Source organism: Terribacillus sp. DMT04 (assembly GCF_019056395.1).
In the GTDB taxonomy this organism is placed as follows: domain Bacteria; phylum Bacillota; class Bacilli; order Bacillales; family Amphibacillaceae; genus Terribacillus; species Terribacillus aidingensis_A.
This window is the reverse complement of record NZ_CP077639.1, coordinates 699,086-712,815: the sequence shown is the minus strand read 5'-3', so window position 1 is coordinate 712,815 and position 13,730 is coordinate 699,086. Positions and strand designations below refer to the sequence as shown.

The following is a 13,730-nucleotide window of genomic DNA, read 5'->3' as shown; positions in this document are numbered from 1 at the left end:
ACAAAAATCAGCGTAGGAAATACACGGAGACTCCCGCGGGAGGAAGGCTAGGTTAGACCCCGCAGTGCGCTTTTTGCACGAGGAGGCTCACCAGCCGCCCGCAGGAAAGCGGAGTGTATTGCCGAAGCGATGCTCTCAGCTTCGTTTCCCATGCAAAAATCCAAACAATGCTGCTGTTAATTGCAGTATTGTTTGGATTTTTATATGGCTTAAACAGTTATGTCCCAGCCTCTTAAAAGATTTATGATTCACGAACTCTCTTCGGCTTCATTTCCTGCCATTTGAATATCTTGTTCAAGAAGAGGAAAATCCACTTTGATTCCTTCGTTAGCAAAGGACCAAGAATGGCGAGAATCAGTACATATAAAGCTGAGAATGGCTGCAGCACACCCATTAATCCGCCGGCCATACCTAAGTTCGCCATAATGATGGAAAATTCACCTCGAGATACGATGGTTAAGCCAATATTTGTGGATGCTTTGTGAGATAAGCCCGCGCGGCGTCCTGCAATCATGCCGGCAACAAAGTTTCCGATAATGGTGATAACCACTGCCCCTAGCGCAAGCCATACCGCATCACCAAGTGTTGTTGGATCAATACTCAAACCAAAACTAAAGAAGAAAATGGCTCCAAAGAAATCTCGGAATGGAACTACCATATGTTCGATCCGTTCTCCTTGATCTGTTTCCGAGAATACTAGTCCGAGTAAGAGGGCACCGATTGCTTCGGCCACATGAATAGTTTCCGAGAATCCGGCAATAAAGAATAGAGATGCGAAAATGACAATAATAAATACCTCATTAGAGGATATACGCAGAAGTTTGCTTAATAGAGGCGCCGCCTTTCGTGCGATAACAAAAAACAGCAGCATATAACCAAGTGCAATTAGAATAGATAGAATTGTTCCGCCTAATGAGTTGGAGTCTCCTAAAACTAGGCCTGATACAGTGGATAAATAAACAGCGAGGAAGATATCTTCAAACATGATGATACCTAAAATCAGCTCCGTCTCGGTATTACCAGTACGCCGCAGATCAACGAGCACTTTAGCTACAATTGCACTGGAACTGATTGTGATAATACCTGCGATGATTAAGGTCTCTTTAATTGGAAATCCGAGCAGGAATGGATAAAGAAAGCCTAATGCAAAGTTAATTCCGATGTAAATACTGCCGCCAACGACAATCGATTTACCAGATTTAATTAACTTCCCAATCGAGAATTCAAGGCCCAGATAAAATAGGAGGAATAGGACACCAATCCTTCCAAGGAATGCAATGATATCCTCACTGTGAACAAATTGGAGGTTGATAATGCCAATACTAGGTGCATGCGGTCCGACCAGCATCCCAATAATAATGAGAAATGGAATGATGGAAAAGTTCAACTTGTTGGCTAAAATGGCTGCGATTGCGACTAAAACAAGCGCAGTTCCTACTTCAAACACTAAATGATCCATCGCTTATCCCCTTTCCCTTAAAAATAGCTCATTGTTGGCGCGTTTCAAATCTGCACGCTCACCAGAAATGACAAGGGTGTCACCGCTCTTGAATACAGAATCAACACCAGGATTAAGCTGCTTGGAGTGATCTTTACGAATAATACCAATAATATTGATATTATAATTTTGACGGATGCCGATTTCTCCGATTGTCTTCCCGACAATTGGCGCGCTTGGCCCAAGCTTATACCATTCAATTACCAAGTCATCAAATGCAACTTCAATCGTTTCCACCGCTTTTGGCTTATACGTCATGCCGCCGATAATGGAAGCGAGCTGCCTTGCTTCGGAATCTGTAAACGTCACACCGGAAATGCTTTCTTCCAAATCATCATCGTCATAGTGGTATACTTCTCTGCGGCCGTCATCATGAATAACCACCACAACTTTATCGTCATTGTCCGTCATCAGCTCAAACTTCTTTCCAATACCAGGTAGATCTGATTCTCGAATATTCATCTATGTACCTCCTATTTTAGTGATTTAGCTTTCTGGACGACTTCCTTGAATTTGCTGTCACTTAGAATTTCCTGCAGGCCATGAATAGAATTAAGATCAGCTTTTGACATGAACACAATCCCGCCTTCTTCTACAAATGCCACATGGTCCCCTTCCCCGACATCCAGTACCTCCCGAATGTGCTTCGGCACTGTAATTTGCCCTTTTGAGCTAAGCTTTGCTAATTCCATGATTTCGCCCTTCTTTCAGATATTCCTTACATTCTTTACTTTCCTTACAAGTATAGTTTACTAAACGTACCTCCTTTTCACAAGTAAGGGGTTACATTTCTGTGATTTTTCTGCTCATCTATTCAAATTTCTGACACATTTTTTTGCTGAGATTGGCATTTTACTAGCCATACTGCAGCAATTCCAGTATACTCAAAATAGGAACTAATGTTCTTGTTTTTTTCACCAAACAACAGGAGGACTGGCAGCCAGATGCAATTTCGATACGCATATACTGCAGGGAAAGAAGCAGTTGTCCGGCACGAGCTGGAGCGGAGTATTTCCAATTATGTGAAGGAGATTATCCCAGATGCACACCGACTCTATTCAAAGAGGACTTCTTCTTCCAATAAAGGTCAGATTCGACAAGATTGGCGTAATGTCATCAACAAAGAAGGTCAGGAAATAAATCAAATTTACATCGAGATGTATAAGGAACGAGCAGATGATTCATCCTATTACGTCGCTGATGTAGATTTAACAAAATAAAAACGATGCGGAATTTCCGCATCGTTTTCTATAATTCATTGATAATAAGTCTCGAGCCCTTTCACGATTCCAGTGGCAGCTTTTTGCTGGTAGCTGTCTGTTAACAGGTTGGCAGCTTCAGCTGAGTTCGTAATATAACCGATTTCGGCCAAGATTGCTGGTGCCTGTGTATTGCGCAGCACACTAAAATCAGCTGCTTGCGTGCCGCGATCAACGGAACCGAGCTGGGATATTAAGTTCTCCTGCACAGTAGAGGCAAGCTGCACACTTGTATCACCATCCGGATAATAATATACTTCTGTCCCATTCACATATTCTTCGGATGTTGCATTTAAATGAATGCTGACGAACATGGAGGCATGAGCAGCATTTGACATAGCTGCCCGGGTCTCTAGTTCAACGAATGTATCATCATCTCGTGTCATAATGACATCTGCTCCGAGATTTTCCAGTTGCGCCTGGGCTTTTAAAGCAATAGATAGAACAGCAGATTTCTCATAAAAGTAATCTCCAACTGCTCCGCTGTCTTTTCCGCCATGACCTGCATCAATTACAATCGTTTTCCCTTTCAACGGTGACAAGCTATAACTCGCTTCATTCTCACTAGTAGTAATATAATCCATACTCACATAACCCGTATTACCATCATGCTCAACTTGTGCCCAGTTATCTTGAATAGAAACAATAGAGACTGCTTCTCCATTGTACAAGCTATCTGTAACAGCAGCAGACATATTCGGTGCTGACCTGACATTCAGCGAAGTGGCAACTTGAACATATCCTTTCGTTGCAGCATGAGACGGAGCCGCTGTTTGCTGTACGTCCGGAGCTGCCGTCGCGGATTCTTGAACACCGCTGACAAATACCATACTTATGTATCCTTCTTGCCCATAATAGTCGATTTTACCCCAGTCGTGTGCTACTTCCAGGATTTCAACTGCCTGTCCACCTTGAAGTTTGCCGATTACTTCCGCATTATTCGAAGGCTCAGCGCGTACATTCAGAGACGTCGATACATCGATTGTTCCACTTGCCGCATAGCTCGCTGCTGGTAAAAATGCTACAGCTGCAATAAGTGCAATAATAACAACCAAGCATGAGCGACGGAATAGATGTTTATCTAGCATACGATTCTCCCTTCACATTGTAGAATTTTGTAGATTCGCCATTATTATAGATGAATATCTTGCCATTGAATAGTCTAATAGTCTTACCAATTAATTGACAGTATGTGTCGATTCTAAAATTCCTTATTATTCTTGTCTCTCTTGAACAAGTTTTCTAGCCAAAAAGCAGCAAAATACAAGATTTGCTGCTTCTATTTGCATCATTACAATTGTTAATCCATATAGTCACGTACACCTTGCACAAGTCCGGCTGCCGCTTTTTCCTGATATGCAGCAGATGCTAGTTTCTGTGCTTCTTGCGCATTTGTCAAAAAACCTATTTCAGCCAATACAGCTGGCATGCTTGTATTGCGGAGCACATTGAAGTCAGCGCTCTTGACACCGCGGTTATGTGAGTCAAGCTGATTTATTAATCCAGTCTGTACAGCAGCAGATAAAGCATAGCCGCTTGATGAGCCCGGATAATAGAATACTTCTGTTCCGTTTGCCGCAGCTGCTGAGGCTGCATTCGCATGAATACTGACAAACACATCTGCTCCGGCTGCGTTTGCTCTCCTTGCTCTGTCTTCCAATTCAATATAAGAATCACTTGTTCTCGTCATGATTACTTCTGCGCCTTCCGCTTGAAGTTTGGCTTGCGTTTTCTGTGCAATTGGCAGCACAACTTGCTTCTCTAACGCGCCATTAGCGATAGCACCACTGTCTTTCCCGCCATGGCCGGCGTCAATTGCAATCACTTTTCCTGCCAACTCACTTGCGCCTGTATGTATGTAATTCATGCTCACATAACCTGTCCCGCCCTTATAGGTAATGCTCCCCCAATTATTGGCAACTTCCTTCAATTCGACTATTTCCCCTGGATATAAGCTGCCGATGATAGCTGCTGAGGTGGATGGCGCTTGCCGTATATTCAATGTGGTATCCACATCCACCGTACCGCTTTGAGCAAAACTTACTGTCGGGTACAGTACGATGGCTGTGAAAATAATGCATATTCTTATCAAAAGCTGTCTATTTCTGATCATACATGCCCTCCTATACTGACAAAAAATCGAATGTTGTCACAATTATAGAAGACATGCCGAACAGCAGGTAGACCCATTCGCAGAAAAGGTTCGGACGCTCTAGGTGATAGACTTGTTTTTCCAGACACCTCTCCTAATTCCTAACCTTCTGCCCATTACGAAACAGCCACAAGCTGTATTATCGATTCGCAAAGATTTGTTCGGTACTGTGAGAATACACTTCAATAATATTTCCAAAAGGATCCTGGCAGTAGACGAGATAGTAGTCGCTGTCTTCGTTTAATGGCCAAAATTGACTAATAATCTTTCCCCCGGTCTTTTCAATTTTCTTCGCCAAGCGATGTACATCTCCATCTTCCGCTACTACACAAAGATGAAACATACCCGGGTCCCATGGGTGTCTTTCGGTCTTCCCAATTGTTTTAGGTTCCATAAATTCAAACAATTCAATACCAACTTGATTTGCCGCACTCATGTGAACATTGCGAATATGTTTTACTTGGTCACCTTGCAAGTCTCGGGTCATATCCCCTGCTTCTGGTTTCATATCAAATGGACCTGCAATGATTCGGAATCCAAGCGCCTCCTTATAAAAATTCACCGCTGCATTTAAATCCGATACCGTCAAACCAATGTGCGTAATTGCCGCCATACCCTATTCCCCTCCCCCTATTTAGCTGTTTCTTACAAAAAATTAATATCCTATACCTATTTCACTTCACAATTGATTTTAAACACCGATTATATAGGTGAACAGTTCTACGTTCAAAGGGGGATGACCATGAAAAAAAGACATGGATTAGCAGGAAAATTAATGGTTGCTGTTGCATTGATTACGATTATTTGCGGGGCAGCTGTTGGTACAATCAGCTACTTAACAGCTAAAAATCAGCTGATTGAAGCTGGAAAAATGGACTTACAGCATATGGCCAACAGTGCCACTAGTGTATTAATGCTTCTCAATGAGCAGGTGGAAAATGGGGAACTTACGTTAGAAGAAGCGCAAGAAGAAGCTCGCGTTATCTTGAATGGTCCTATCGAGACTGGCGAGCATGATTTATCGCAATCAAATTTCAATTATAAAAATGGTGCCGGTTACATTCTGGCTTATGATGATCAAGCTAATATGGTGCTTCATCCTCGAGAAGAGATTAACTCAGCTGCAACAGATGAAAGTACCAAGAAAAACCGGGAAGACATGATCAATTTAGCACAATCAGAGGACGATGCAGATAGTTTCTTAAGCTACGATGATACCGATGAGAAAACAGGTGAAGTCCGGGAGAAAATGGCGTATGCAAACTATTTTGAGCCTTGGAATTGGACAGTTGGTATTACCGTCTACACGGACCTCTTCTACGCAGACCTGCAAACGGTAAAATGGATCATTATTGGTGTTACTGTTGGCATTACACTTCTCAGTCTTGTTCTGTTTTACTTTATTATCCGACCAAAACTCATACAGCTTAAGTCGGTTACAGATGCAGCAACACAGCTTGCTGCTGGTGACTTCCGTGAACAGCAGCTGAAAGAATCAAAAGATGAGATTGGTGTATTGAGCCATGCATTCACTAAAATGGCTGGCGAGCTGCGCCTATTGGTGCAAAGTATTATTCAATCCAGCGACAAAGTATCGGACGCAGCATCCGAGCTGTCTGCAGTGAGTGAAGAAACTTCTGCCAGCAGTGAACAAGTTGGTGTAGCAGTTGATGATATCGCCAACGGAGCAAGTTCCCAAGCAGCTGACTTGGAAACAACAGCACACCATTTGAGCGGATTCAATAACTCGATTCGGATGATGACCGCTCAAAGTGATGCGATTGCCCAAGCAGCACTTCAAACAAGTGATGCGACGACGAAAGGCAGCACGATGATGTTTGATTTGCAATCAGCAAACGATGCCTCTATGCAAAAAGTTGAAGCCATTTCTGATGGTATGAGAGAACTAGATAACAATCTGCAGCAAATTGTTAAAATTACAGATGTTATTGAAAATATTACCGAGGAAACTAACTTACTTGCATTGAATGCAAGTATTGAAGCAGCGCGTGCTGGAGAGCATGGAAAGGGCTTTGCTGTGGTTGCGAGTGAAGTTCGAAAACTTGCAGATCAATCCAATGCTGCCACAAAAGAAATTCAGCAAATGATCTCTTCTATTACGAAAGAAGCAGCAGAGAACGTTGCCCTAATTGAATCAAACAAACAACAAGCAGAACAACTGAATCGTTCCGTCATTTCCACAGCAGCTGAATTTGCAAGCATTGAAGCTGCTGCAGAAGCTACGAAAAATGCAGGTAATAAACTTATTGACGAAATTAAGCAAGTCACATCCCAAACGAATGGCATAACAGACAGCATCCAAAATGCATCTAGCGTCTCCGAAGAAACGGCTGCCAGCGTCGAAGAAATTGCTGCATCTATTGCAGATCAAATTCAAGCAGTCGCCAATATTGCCACATCAGCTGAGGAGCTGACACATATTAGCAGACAGTTGAATGAATCAATCGCTGTTTTCAAACTATAAAAAAAAGACCCGAAGCTGAGGAGCTTCGGGCCTTTTTAAATCAGGTACAGCCTTCACATTCGTAGTATTGTTTGCTCGCATCCAAGGTGCGAAGCAAGCTGCCGATTTCGACTTCTTCTGGTTCTACGAATTCCAAATCTGCCACACGTTCCTTAATGGACTGGCGAGCTTCTTCTTCAGATTCAGCTACATAGCTGAATTCGCTCTTTTCGCCAGTTGGCAGAATTTTGTACTCGAATAAGTATCTTTGCATATTACCGGCCTCCGTAACACAATATCTAGTGTACGTACACTATACACCATCCCATATATGCAGGTCAATTGTAAAAATCCTATTCTGCTATATTGCTAGTTTTCTTAATAATCTGTTACCCTGGTAATCCGTTTCATTAAACCGTTTTCTTTAAAGCATGAAATTTATTTTCAAGTTTAATATGTTGGGACAACCAAGCATACGCTATACAAAGGAGGTAGGGACGTTGGAATTTCCTATGATTATGACGAACTTCTGGGATGCTGTGCTTGGGGTCCCCATCGTTCTCATATTTACTCAGATTGTAAAGCATTTGCTTCCGCTCCCCGGCAAGTATACACCTACAATTGCCTTGCTGAGCGGCTTGCTATTGTCTTTTCTTTTCAGTCATCCTCACAACTTGATAGCAGCGATTTTTATGGGATATTTTTATGGTTATGCCGCCATTGGCAGTTATGCTGCGCTTCGAACTGCTTTCCGCGCCTACCGGAAAGACAAGCATGATTATCGCTGACAAAGCTGAACGCCAATTTTGGCGTTCTTTTAAGTACCATAAACGTGCTCGAATATACTTTGTTTCACTTGACTAAAATTCTTAGCATCAAGAGACCGCGGGTAGCTCATCAGCTGCAAAGGCACAGCAGAGCTTCCTGGTCGCAGAGCTGGCTGCTCATAAGAGTAATCGTTCAGATGAAAACCTAGCTGCTCATAAAAGCGCACACGCCGGGCTGCGTTTATCGAGTCAGCGGTTGGTTCTACTTCTAATACAATACGCTGCTCTGTTCCAGCTATTACTTCACGCATGATTTGACTGCCCAGCCCTTGCCCCCGATAACGCTCATCCACTGCTATATGTTCAATGAAAGTTAGTTCAGCCAGTATATACCGTGCATAGAACGCTGCTAAGCTGTTGTTTTTTTCATATGTATGAATATGATAATCTTCTCTTTCCAGAAGTGCCAGCTGATCTTCAAAATTTCGATATTCCGCCTGTGGAAAAGAACGCTGCATTAAGTTGTAAACAGATTGAAAATCCTCCATTAGAATACTTCCTTTTTCTTATTAGTATACACGAAAAAAGCGCCAGCTTCTGCTGACGCTTTTCTGCTCCGTTAGGATACCGCTTCTGATATCCCCTTCGCAACTGCAATAAAGGTAACCCATAACGGAATACTTAGGCCTGTACCATATAATAATCCGACGAAAAAATTATTGTCATTCTTTTTCATGTCACGTCCACTCCTTCTATTGTGAGGATGTAGAATAGCTTCCTGCTTACATACATTTTATATTGAAAGCGTTTACATTGCAATATATTTCACTTGCTAAATTTCTTCAATATCCACCTTCATATTTATATTTTTCCCAATGAGGTTTTGTTATAAACACTTCAATTAATAAACAGGAGTTTTGCTGTGTATTACAGGGAAATTCTTCAAATGAAAGAGTGTGGCATATTCTGTGCACACTTTTGAGAAACTAAGGCTTAATTGGAAGGAGGCATACAAAATGGCAAAATCAAAAAAACGAGCGCAAGAGAATGCAAATAAAGTTGCAGAAAAGCAATACGATCCTTCAGACTATGGAGCGACTAGCGAGATTGATCAAGGAACAGCCGTGACGCACGAACAAGTAACAGACACGTACACAGAAGGTACAATTGACGGGCATATTGATAATGTAACTAAGGATGGTTCCCTAAAAAACAAACAAGGAAAAGAAATCCCACGAGAAGGATTCTGAACAAACAAACAGGACAGCCCACTTGTGAGCTGTCCTGTTGTATGAGGCTGGGACAAAACAAGATTAATTCATCCTAAAAGCGAACAATGACTAGATCCATACTTTTTCATGCAGCCCTCTGACAGTTGCTGCTTTCCAAATCTAGCTGTTATCGTCGGACAAGAATGGCTTTTGAAGTAGATTCCGACAAGAAAATCGCTTTTTATTTTCGAGGAGTCTACGTATTCTTTCTATACTAGTAAGGGTCCTCATAACAAGAATCAGCGTAGGAAATACACGGAGACTCCCGCGGGAGGAAGGCTAGGGTAGACCCCGCAGTGCGCTTTTTGCACGAGGAGGCTCCCCAGCCGCCCGCAGGAAAGCGGAGTGTATTTCTGAAGCGATGCGTTCATCTAAATTCCCAATGCAAATAATCCAAACAACGCTGCTGTTAATTGCAGTATTGTTTGGATTTTTATATAGCTTAAACAGTTATGTCCCAGACTCGTTGTATGCTGTTATTGCTTGCGAACATCCTCTGTTCGCTGGTAAAACCATGCGTAGAATCGCGCTGCTTCTGCTGCAGGTATATCTTTAATCTTATTATGCAAAACAGGTTTTGCACGGTTAATGGATGTAATGGTAGCTAACCCGAGCCAGCGCTGCAATGGATTTTGCATACTGGCAATCTCAATCATTTTATTTCGCTTTGTAACAAATGTCTTTGTCGTAAACGCGCCTGATTTTATTTGGAAGAACTTCTCACTAATTACATACTGCGTATGCTTAAAGTCTAGATATCGATATAGCTCGATAAAACAGAACAGTACTATGGCTGCGATCCACCATTTGATTTCAAAACCCAGCACATCCGGCCGCCAGAAAAACAGCGTGATGGTAACAATCAGCCAGATGATGCTTGGCTGCAGCATGCGGTAAACAAGAACTTTTGGCTCTAATTTAGACATGTTTCGCTTTACTTCGTATTCTGGAAGTATCTCTGCGAGCATCGCGTATGCCCGTTTTAAAGGGAAATAAGGATACAAGGAATTAATCTCTTCTGTGTCTTCGCTTAAATCCAATGCACCTGTAGTAATCAGCTTTATTTTAGCTAACCCGAGGAGACGATGCAAAAGCGGTTGGGCTATTTCAATTCCCTGCACGCGATCTTTGCGAATGGAAAACGATGATTCATCCAGAAGCCCGGTGCGTATGTAGATATGGTTATCGTCTGTTGCTAATTCATAGTTGCCATATTTCTGCAGTACTCGCCACATCCCAATCAGCATGGACAGTACAAGCAGAATGACAAGTCCAATCGCTGTAATCCACCACACCTTCAATAATGGTAAATACTGACGAACATCATCCCAATCAAAGAAAATGTCTGCCTTTAATATAAAGGATACAAGTAACGGAGGTATAATTAGGAAGCTTAACGATGTAAACGAAGCCTTTATCAGCTCTTTTTTGGTTGGTTTGAAATGGATGAATCGCTCTTTGACCTTAGGCTGGGGTGCTTCAACCGCAAATTCATCCGACTCTTCTTCTATTACTGCTGCCTCCTGAGTTGGAACAGTTTCCTGATTTGCCAGCTGCTCCAGGCGATCCGCCTCTGCTTTTCGAAGCACTTGAAATTCAACTGCTTGCTCCTGCGACCCTGTCTCAAACTTTATTGCAGCCAAGCCTAACAATCGATGCAGCATTTTTTTATGTTTCGTTACATTCTGGATCTTCTCATATGGTACAGTGCGACTTGATTTAGTAAAGATTCCGCTGTATAAATGAAATGCATAATCATCCGTTGCATATTTCTCAAAAAACCATTTTAAGATATCATGAACAATGGATAGCAGTATAATAGCCAACACGATATAACCGGCATATTTCCCCCACCAGTTATCCGCACTATTAAAAACTGTGACAATTATAAGCGGAACAATCCAAGCCTTTATCACCTTTGCAATACCAAACAGCATAATGGCCGGATGATAACGTTTTGTCTCCATTAGTCATCCTCTTCCTTTGCTTTGGCGTACGCTGCGATTTCATTTCGCAATGCATATGCTTCCTTCTCTGGCAGCCCTGGAATACTATACTCGCCTGCCATCGTCTCTATTTCAACTTCCCGAAGTTTATATTTCCTTAGCAATGGGCCTTGCTTTGTTTCAACTGACTGAATCTTCGTCACGGGAATAAGCTGATCCTTTTGGAACCAAGCTCCCTGTCGCAGCTGGACATATTCTTCATCTATGTCGTAGCGCCAATTACGATGATCAATGACCGTTGCGAAATAGCCGATAATACCAAACGGCACAGAAGCAATTAGCAGGATTATGAGCACTGTCCCTATCCAGGCTGGCCACTCAAATAGATAATCAAAAACAAATAAACCCGCAAAAATGAGCAGAATAATCGCCTCAAAAATAATGTCACCTATAATTCCGACCCGCAATGATTCTTTGGGCAGTTTAAATTTCGGTTCTTTTACTTGTGTCTCCATATACTCCCCCACTTTATCTCTATTTCTGTTATTTACGTGTACTAGTTATAATGGTTTCAAAATTGTACGAATCTAATAGTACAATTCGCGGAGCAAGCAGGCAATAGATTTTCTGTTAAAAATAAGTAAATGAGGGTTATCGTGGGTATAGGAAGGTAGAGAGGACCTGCAATTATTTAAAATACTAGAAATACAAAAAAAGAATGGACCCGGTAAAAACCGAATCCATTCTTGTTAGTTTGCAGGCTTGACCTGACCAACGTCTTGCTTTTCAATTTTTGCAACAGCTTCACTGCTTGTATCTACTCGCTTCACAAACAATGCAAGCACCAATGCCAAGATGTTAATACCAAGTGCTACGTAGAAGGAAGCATGAATACCAGCAAGCAATGCTTTTTGTGTCATTAAAGCAGTTGCTGTTTCTGTCAGAGTTGCTGGATCTACGCCTGCCATCAAGTTTGTCGCCTCGTCCTTGGTTACAGAGTTCATGATGGTAACAAGAACGGCAGTACCGATGGAACCAGATACTTGCTGTGCTGTGTTATTCACCGCTGTACCGTGTGGGTTCAAAGCAGTTGGCAGTTGATTCAACCCATTTGTCATAATTGGCATCATCACCATAGACATACCGAACATACGTAATGTATAAACAACGATAATGTAAGCATAGCTGGAATCGAGCTGCAGATTCGCCAGCATATAAGTGGAAACAGCCGTAATTGTTAAGCCGACAGCTGCTAGGATACGCGGTCCGAATTTATCAAAAAGACGACCAGTAATTGGCATCATCAGCCCCATAATAATCGCACCAGGCAGCATCATTAAGCCGGAATCCAACGGTGAAATACCACGTACGTTCTGTACATATGCTGGTGTTAAAATCATACCGGAAAACATCGCCACGGCATTTACAATTGAAATGACAGAACCTAGCGCAAACATTGGATGTTTATAAACGCGAAGGTCCAGCAAAGGTTTCGCTATTCGCAATTGACGTAAAACAAAAATAACGAGTGCAATCGCTCCTGCAATCAAAGTTGTCAACACAACTGGATCAGTCCAGCCATCAGAGCTTGCAGAACTAAAGCCGTAAAGCAAGCCGCCAAAACCGATGGAAGACAATACAATTGATAAATAATCTAGTGTTGCTTCTTTATTTTGCGGCATGACATTTTTTAGTTTCCAGACAGCCAGCAAGACACTGATTACTGCCAATGGAAGAATCATTTCAAACAATACACGCCAGTCATAATATTCCACGATATAACCAGACAAAGTCGGTCCGATAGCTGGCGCTGTAATCATGACCAGACCAAAAATCCCCATCGCTGCACCACGTTTTTCACGCGGGAAGCTGACAAGCATAATATTCATAAGCAGTGGCCCCATAACGGAGGAACCAGCCGCCTGAATCATACGACCAGTTAGCAATAGGCCGAAGTTTGGCGCAAAGGCGGCCAAAGCAGTACCTAATGTAAAAATAACCATTGCCGTAATAAATAACATACGGTTAGAAAAACGTGTGACTAAGAACGCCGAAGCAGGAATCAAGACCCCGCTCACCAGCATATAGCCAGTTGCCAGCCATTGGACAGTCGAGTAATCTTTGATATTTAAGTCCACCATGATGGAAGGCAGCGCGACGTTTAGTAAAGAGTTATTTAAAAACGAAACAAACGCTCCGACAAATAAAATCGCCAACATCAAGTATGGCACTTTTCTTGGTTGTGATATTTCTGAGTTCAACTTTCTATCTCCCTTTAGATAATTTTAATGCTGTAAAGACGGCCGTTTACAAAGGCTAGCGTTGATCCCTTGTTTTTGCAGTGTCTCAACTACTTTCTTCATAAGTTTGTCG

15 protein-coding genes are annotated in these 13,730 nt (G+C 42.3%); 4 read left to right on the top strand and 11 right to left on the bottom strand.

Going from position 1 to position 13,730, the window contains the following annotated elements:
• Window positions 1–241 precede the first annotated feature (241 nt).
• Genes KS242_RS03890 through KS242_RS03880 form a run of 3 tightly spaced genes read right to left on the bottom strand, consistent with a single transcriptional unit; the run spans window position 242 to window position 2,190 of the window.
• On the bottom strand, window positions 242–1,459 hold the full coding sequence (locus KS242_RS03890) for a cation:proton antiporter (RefSeq protein ID WP_217323104.1): 1,218 nt from the start codon (window positions 1,457–1,459) through the stop codon (window positions 242–244).
• 3 nt (window positions 1,460–1,462) lie between these two features.
• Window positions 1,463–1,960: a cation:proton antiporter regulatory subunit gene (locus KS242_RS03885; protein ID WP_217323103.1), complete on the bottom strand. Its 498-nt coding sequence runs from the start codon at window positions 1,958–1,960 to the stop codon at window positions 1,463–1,465.
• 11 nt (window positions 1,961–1,971) lie between these two features.
• Window positions 1,972–2,190: an AbrB/MazE/SpoVT family DNA-binding domain-containing protein gene (locus tag KS242_RS03880; protein ID WP_217323102.1), complete on the bottom strand. Its 219-nt coding sequence runs from the start codon at window positions 2,188–2,190 to the stop codon at window positions 1,972–1,974.
• Between the two features lie 252 nt (window positions 2,191–2,442).
• Here KS242_RS03880 and KS242_RS03875 point away from each other — a divergent pair, with 252 nt between their 5' ends.
• Entirely contained in the window at window positions 2,443–2,718 is a 276-nt protein-coding gene (locus KS242_RS03875) for a hypothetical protein (RefSeq protein ID WP_217323101.1), read from the top strand.
• 35 nt (window positions 2,719–2,753) lie between these two features.
• On the opposite strand, the gene KS242_RS03870 is transcribed toward KS242_RS03875, so the two are convergent.
• From KS242_RS03870 to KS242_RS03860, 3 genes are all read right to left on the bottom strand, one after another.
• Entirely contained in the window at window positions 2,754–3,845 is a 1,092-nt protein-coding gene (locus tag KS242_RS03870) for an N-acetylmuramoyl-L-alanine amidase family protein (RefSeq protein WP_217323100.1), read from the bottom strand.
• A 212-nt stretch (window positions 3,846–4,057) separates the two neighbouring features.
• The gene (locus KS242_RS03865; protein WP_217323099.1) at window positions 4,058–4,870 is read right to left on the bottom strand and encodes an N-acetylmuramoyl-L-alanine amidase family protein; all 813 of its coding nucleotides are present in this window, start codon (window positions 4,868–4,870) and stop codon (window positions 4,058–4,060) included.
• Window positions 4,871–5,048: 178 nt separating this feature from the next.
• Window positions 5,049–5,522 carry a VOC family protein gene (locus tag KS242_RS03860; protein ID WP_217323098.1) on the bottom strand — a complete coding sequence of 158 codons (474 nt, stop codon included), beginning with the start codon at window positions 5,520–5,522 and terminating at the stop codon, window positions 5,049–5,051.
• 129 nt (window positions 5,523–5,651) lie between these two features.
• Here KS242_RS03860 and KS242_RS03855 point away from each other — a divergent pair, with 129 nt between their 5' ends.
• Window positions 5,652–7,394, top strand: coding sequence for a methyl-accepting chemotaxis protein (locus tag KS242_RS03855; RefSeq protein WP_217323097.1), 1,743 nt, complete (start codon window positions 5,652–5,654; stop codon window positions 7,392–7,394).
• A gap of 40 nt (window positions 7,395–7,434) precedes the next feature.
• Here KS242_RS03855 and KS242_RS03850 read toward each other — a convergent pair whose 3' ends face one another.
• Window positions 7,435–7,647, bottom strand: a complete 213-nt coding sequence (locus tag KS242_RS03850; RefSeq protein WP_217323096.1) for a hypothetical protein — start codon at window positions 7,645–7,647, stop codon at window positions 7,435–7,437.
• 226 nt (window positions 7,648–7,873) lie between these two features.
• On the opposite strand from KS242_RS03850, the gene KS242_RS03845 reads away from it, so the two are divergent.
• A complete protein-coding gene (locus tag KS242_RS03845; protein ID WP_217323095.1) occupies window positions 7,874–8,161 on the top strand; it encodes a hypothetical protein in 288 nt (95 codons plus the stop codon).
• Window positions 8,162–8,190: 29 nt separating this feature from the next.
• Here KS242_RS03845 and KS242_RS03840 read toward each other — a convergent pair whose 3' ends face one another.
• Window positions 8,191–8,688: a GNAT family N-acetyltransferase gene (locus tag KS242_RS03840; protein ID WP_217323094.1), complete on the bottom strand. Its 498-nt coding sequence runs from the start codon at window positions 8,686–8,688 to the stop codon at window positions 8,191–8,193.
• A gap of 468 nt (window positions 8,689–9,156) precedes the next feature.
• On the opposite strand from KS242_RS03840, the gene KS242_RS03835 reads away from it, so the two are divergent.
• Window positions 9,157–9,390, top strand: a complete 234-nt coding sequence (locus tag KS242_RS03835; RefSeq protein WP_217323093.1) for a YozQ family protein — start codon at window positions 9,157–9,159, stop codon at window positions 9,388–9,390.
• Between the two features lie 497 nt (window positions 9,391–9,887).
• Here KS242_RS03835 and KS242_RS03830 read toward each other — a convergent pair whose 3' ends face one another.
• The 3 genes from KS242_RS03830 to KS242_RS03820 all read right to left on the bottom strand — a co-directional run bounded on the left by KS242_RS03830 (window position 9,888) and on the right by KS242_RS03820 (window position 13,576).
• On the bottom strand, window positions 9,888–11,378 hold the full coding sequence (locus KS242_RS03830) for a PH domain-containing protein (protein WP_217323092.1): 1,491 nt from the start codon (window positions 11,376–11,378) through the stop codon (window positions 9,888–9,890).
• Complete coding sequence (locus tag KS242_RS03825; RefSeq protein WP_217323091.1) at window positions 11,378–11,872, bottom strand: PH domain-containing protein; 495 nt, start codon at window positions 11,870–11,872, stop codon at window positions 11,378–11,380. Before KS242_RS03825 ends, KS242_RS03830 begins: the two co-directional genes overlap by 1 nt.
• A gap of 234 nt (window positions 11,873–12,106) precedes the next feature.
• A complete protein-coding gene (locus KS242_RS03820; RefSeq protein ID WP_217324054.1) occupies window positions 12,107–13,576 on the bottom strand; it encodes a DHA2 family efflux MFS transporter permease subunit in 1,470 nt (489 codons plus the stop codon).
• Window positions 13,577–13,730: the final 154 nt, after the last annotated feature.

Excerpts from the sequence above, each read along its gene's own strand:
- KS242_RS03890 (WP_217323104.1), bottom strand. The coding sequence starts at position 1,459 with ATGGATCATTTAGTGTTTGAAGTAGGAACTGCGCTTGTTTTAGTCGCA.
- KS242_RS03885 (WP_217323103.1), bottom strand. The coding sequence starts at position 1,960 with ATGAATATTCGAGAATCAGATCTACCTGGTATTGGAAAGAAGTTTGAG.
- KS242_RS03880 (WP_217323102.1), bottom strand. The coding sequence starts at position 2,190 with ATGGAATTAGCAAAGCTTAGCTCAAAAGGGCAAATTACAGTGCCGAAG.
- KS242_RS03875 (WP_217323101.1), top strand. The coding sequence starts at position 2,443 with ATGCAATTTCGATACGCATATACTGCAGGGAAAGAAGCAGTTGTCCGG.
- KS242_RS03870 (WP_217323100.1), bottom strand. The coding sequence starts at position 3,845 with ATGCTAGATAAACATCTATTCCGTCGCTCATGCTTGGTTGTTATTATT.
- KS242_RS03865 (WP_217323099.1), bottom strand. The coding sequence starts at position 4,870 with ATGATCAGAAATAGACAGCTTTTGATAAGAATATGCATTATTTTCACA.
- KS242_RS03860 (WP_217323098.1), bottom strand. The coding sequence starts at position 5,522 with ATGGCGGCAATTACGCACATTGGTTTGACGGTATCGGATTTAAATGCA.
- KS242_RS03855 (WP_217323097.1), top strand. The coding sequence starts at position 5,652 with ATGAAAAAAAGACATGGATTAGCAGGAAAATTAATGGTTGCTGTTGCA.
- KS242_RS03850 (WP_217323096.1), bottom strand. The coding sequence starts at position 7,647 with ATGCAAAGATACTTATTCGAGTACAAAATTCTGCCAACTGGCGAAAAG.
- KS242_RS03840 (WP_217323094.1), bottom strand. The coding sequence starts at position 8,688 with ATGGAGGATTTTCAATCTGTTTACAACTTAATGCAGCGTTCTTTTCCA.
- KS242_RS03835 (WP_217323093.1), top strand. The coding sequence starts at position 9,157 with ATGGCAAAATCAAAAAAACGAGCGCAAGAGAATGCAAATAAAGTTGCA.
- KS242_RS03830 (WP_217323092.1), bottom strand. The coding sequence starts at position 11,378 with ATGGAGACAAAACGTTATCATCCGGCCATTATGCTGTTTGGTATTGCA.
- KS242_RS03825 (WP_217323091.1), bottom strand. The coding sequence starts at position 11,872 with ATGGAGACACAAGTAAAAGAACCGAAATTTAAACTGCCCAAAGAATCA.
- KS242_RS03820 (WP_217324054.1), bottom strand. The coding sequence starts at position 13,576 with ATGTTGGCGATTTTATTTGTCGGAGCGTTTGTTTCGTTTTTAAATAAC.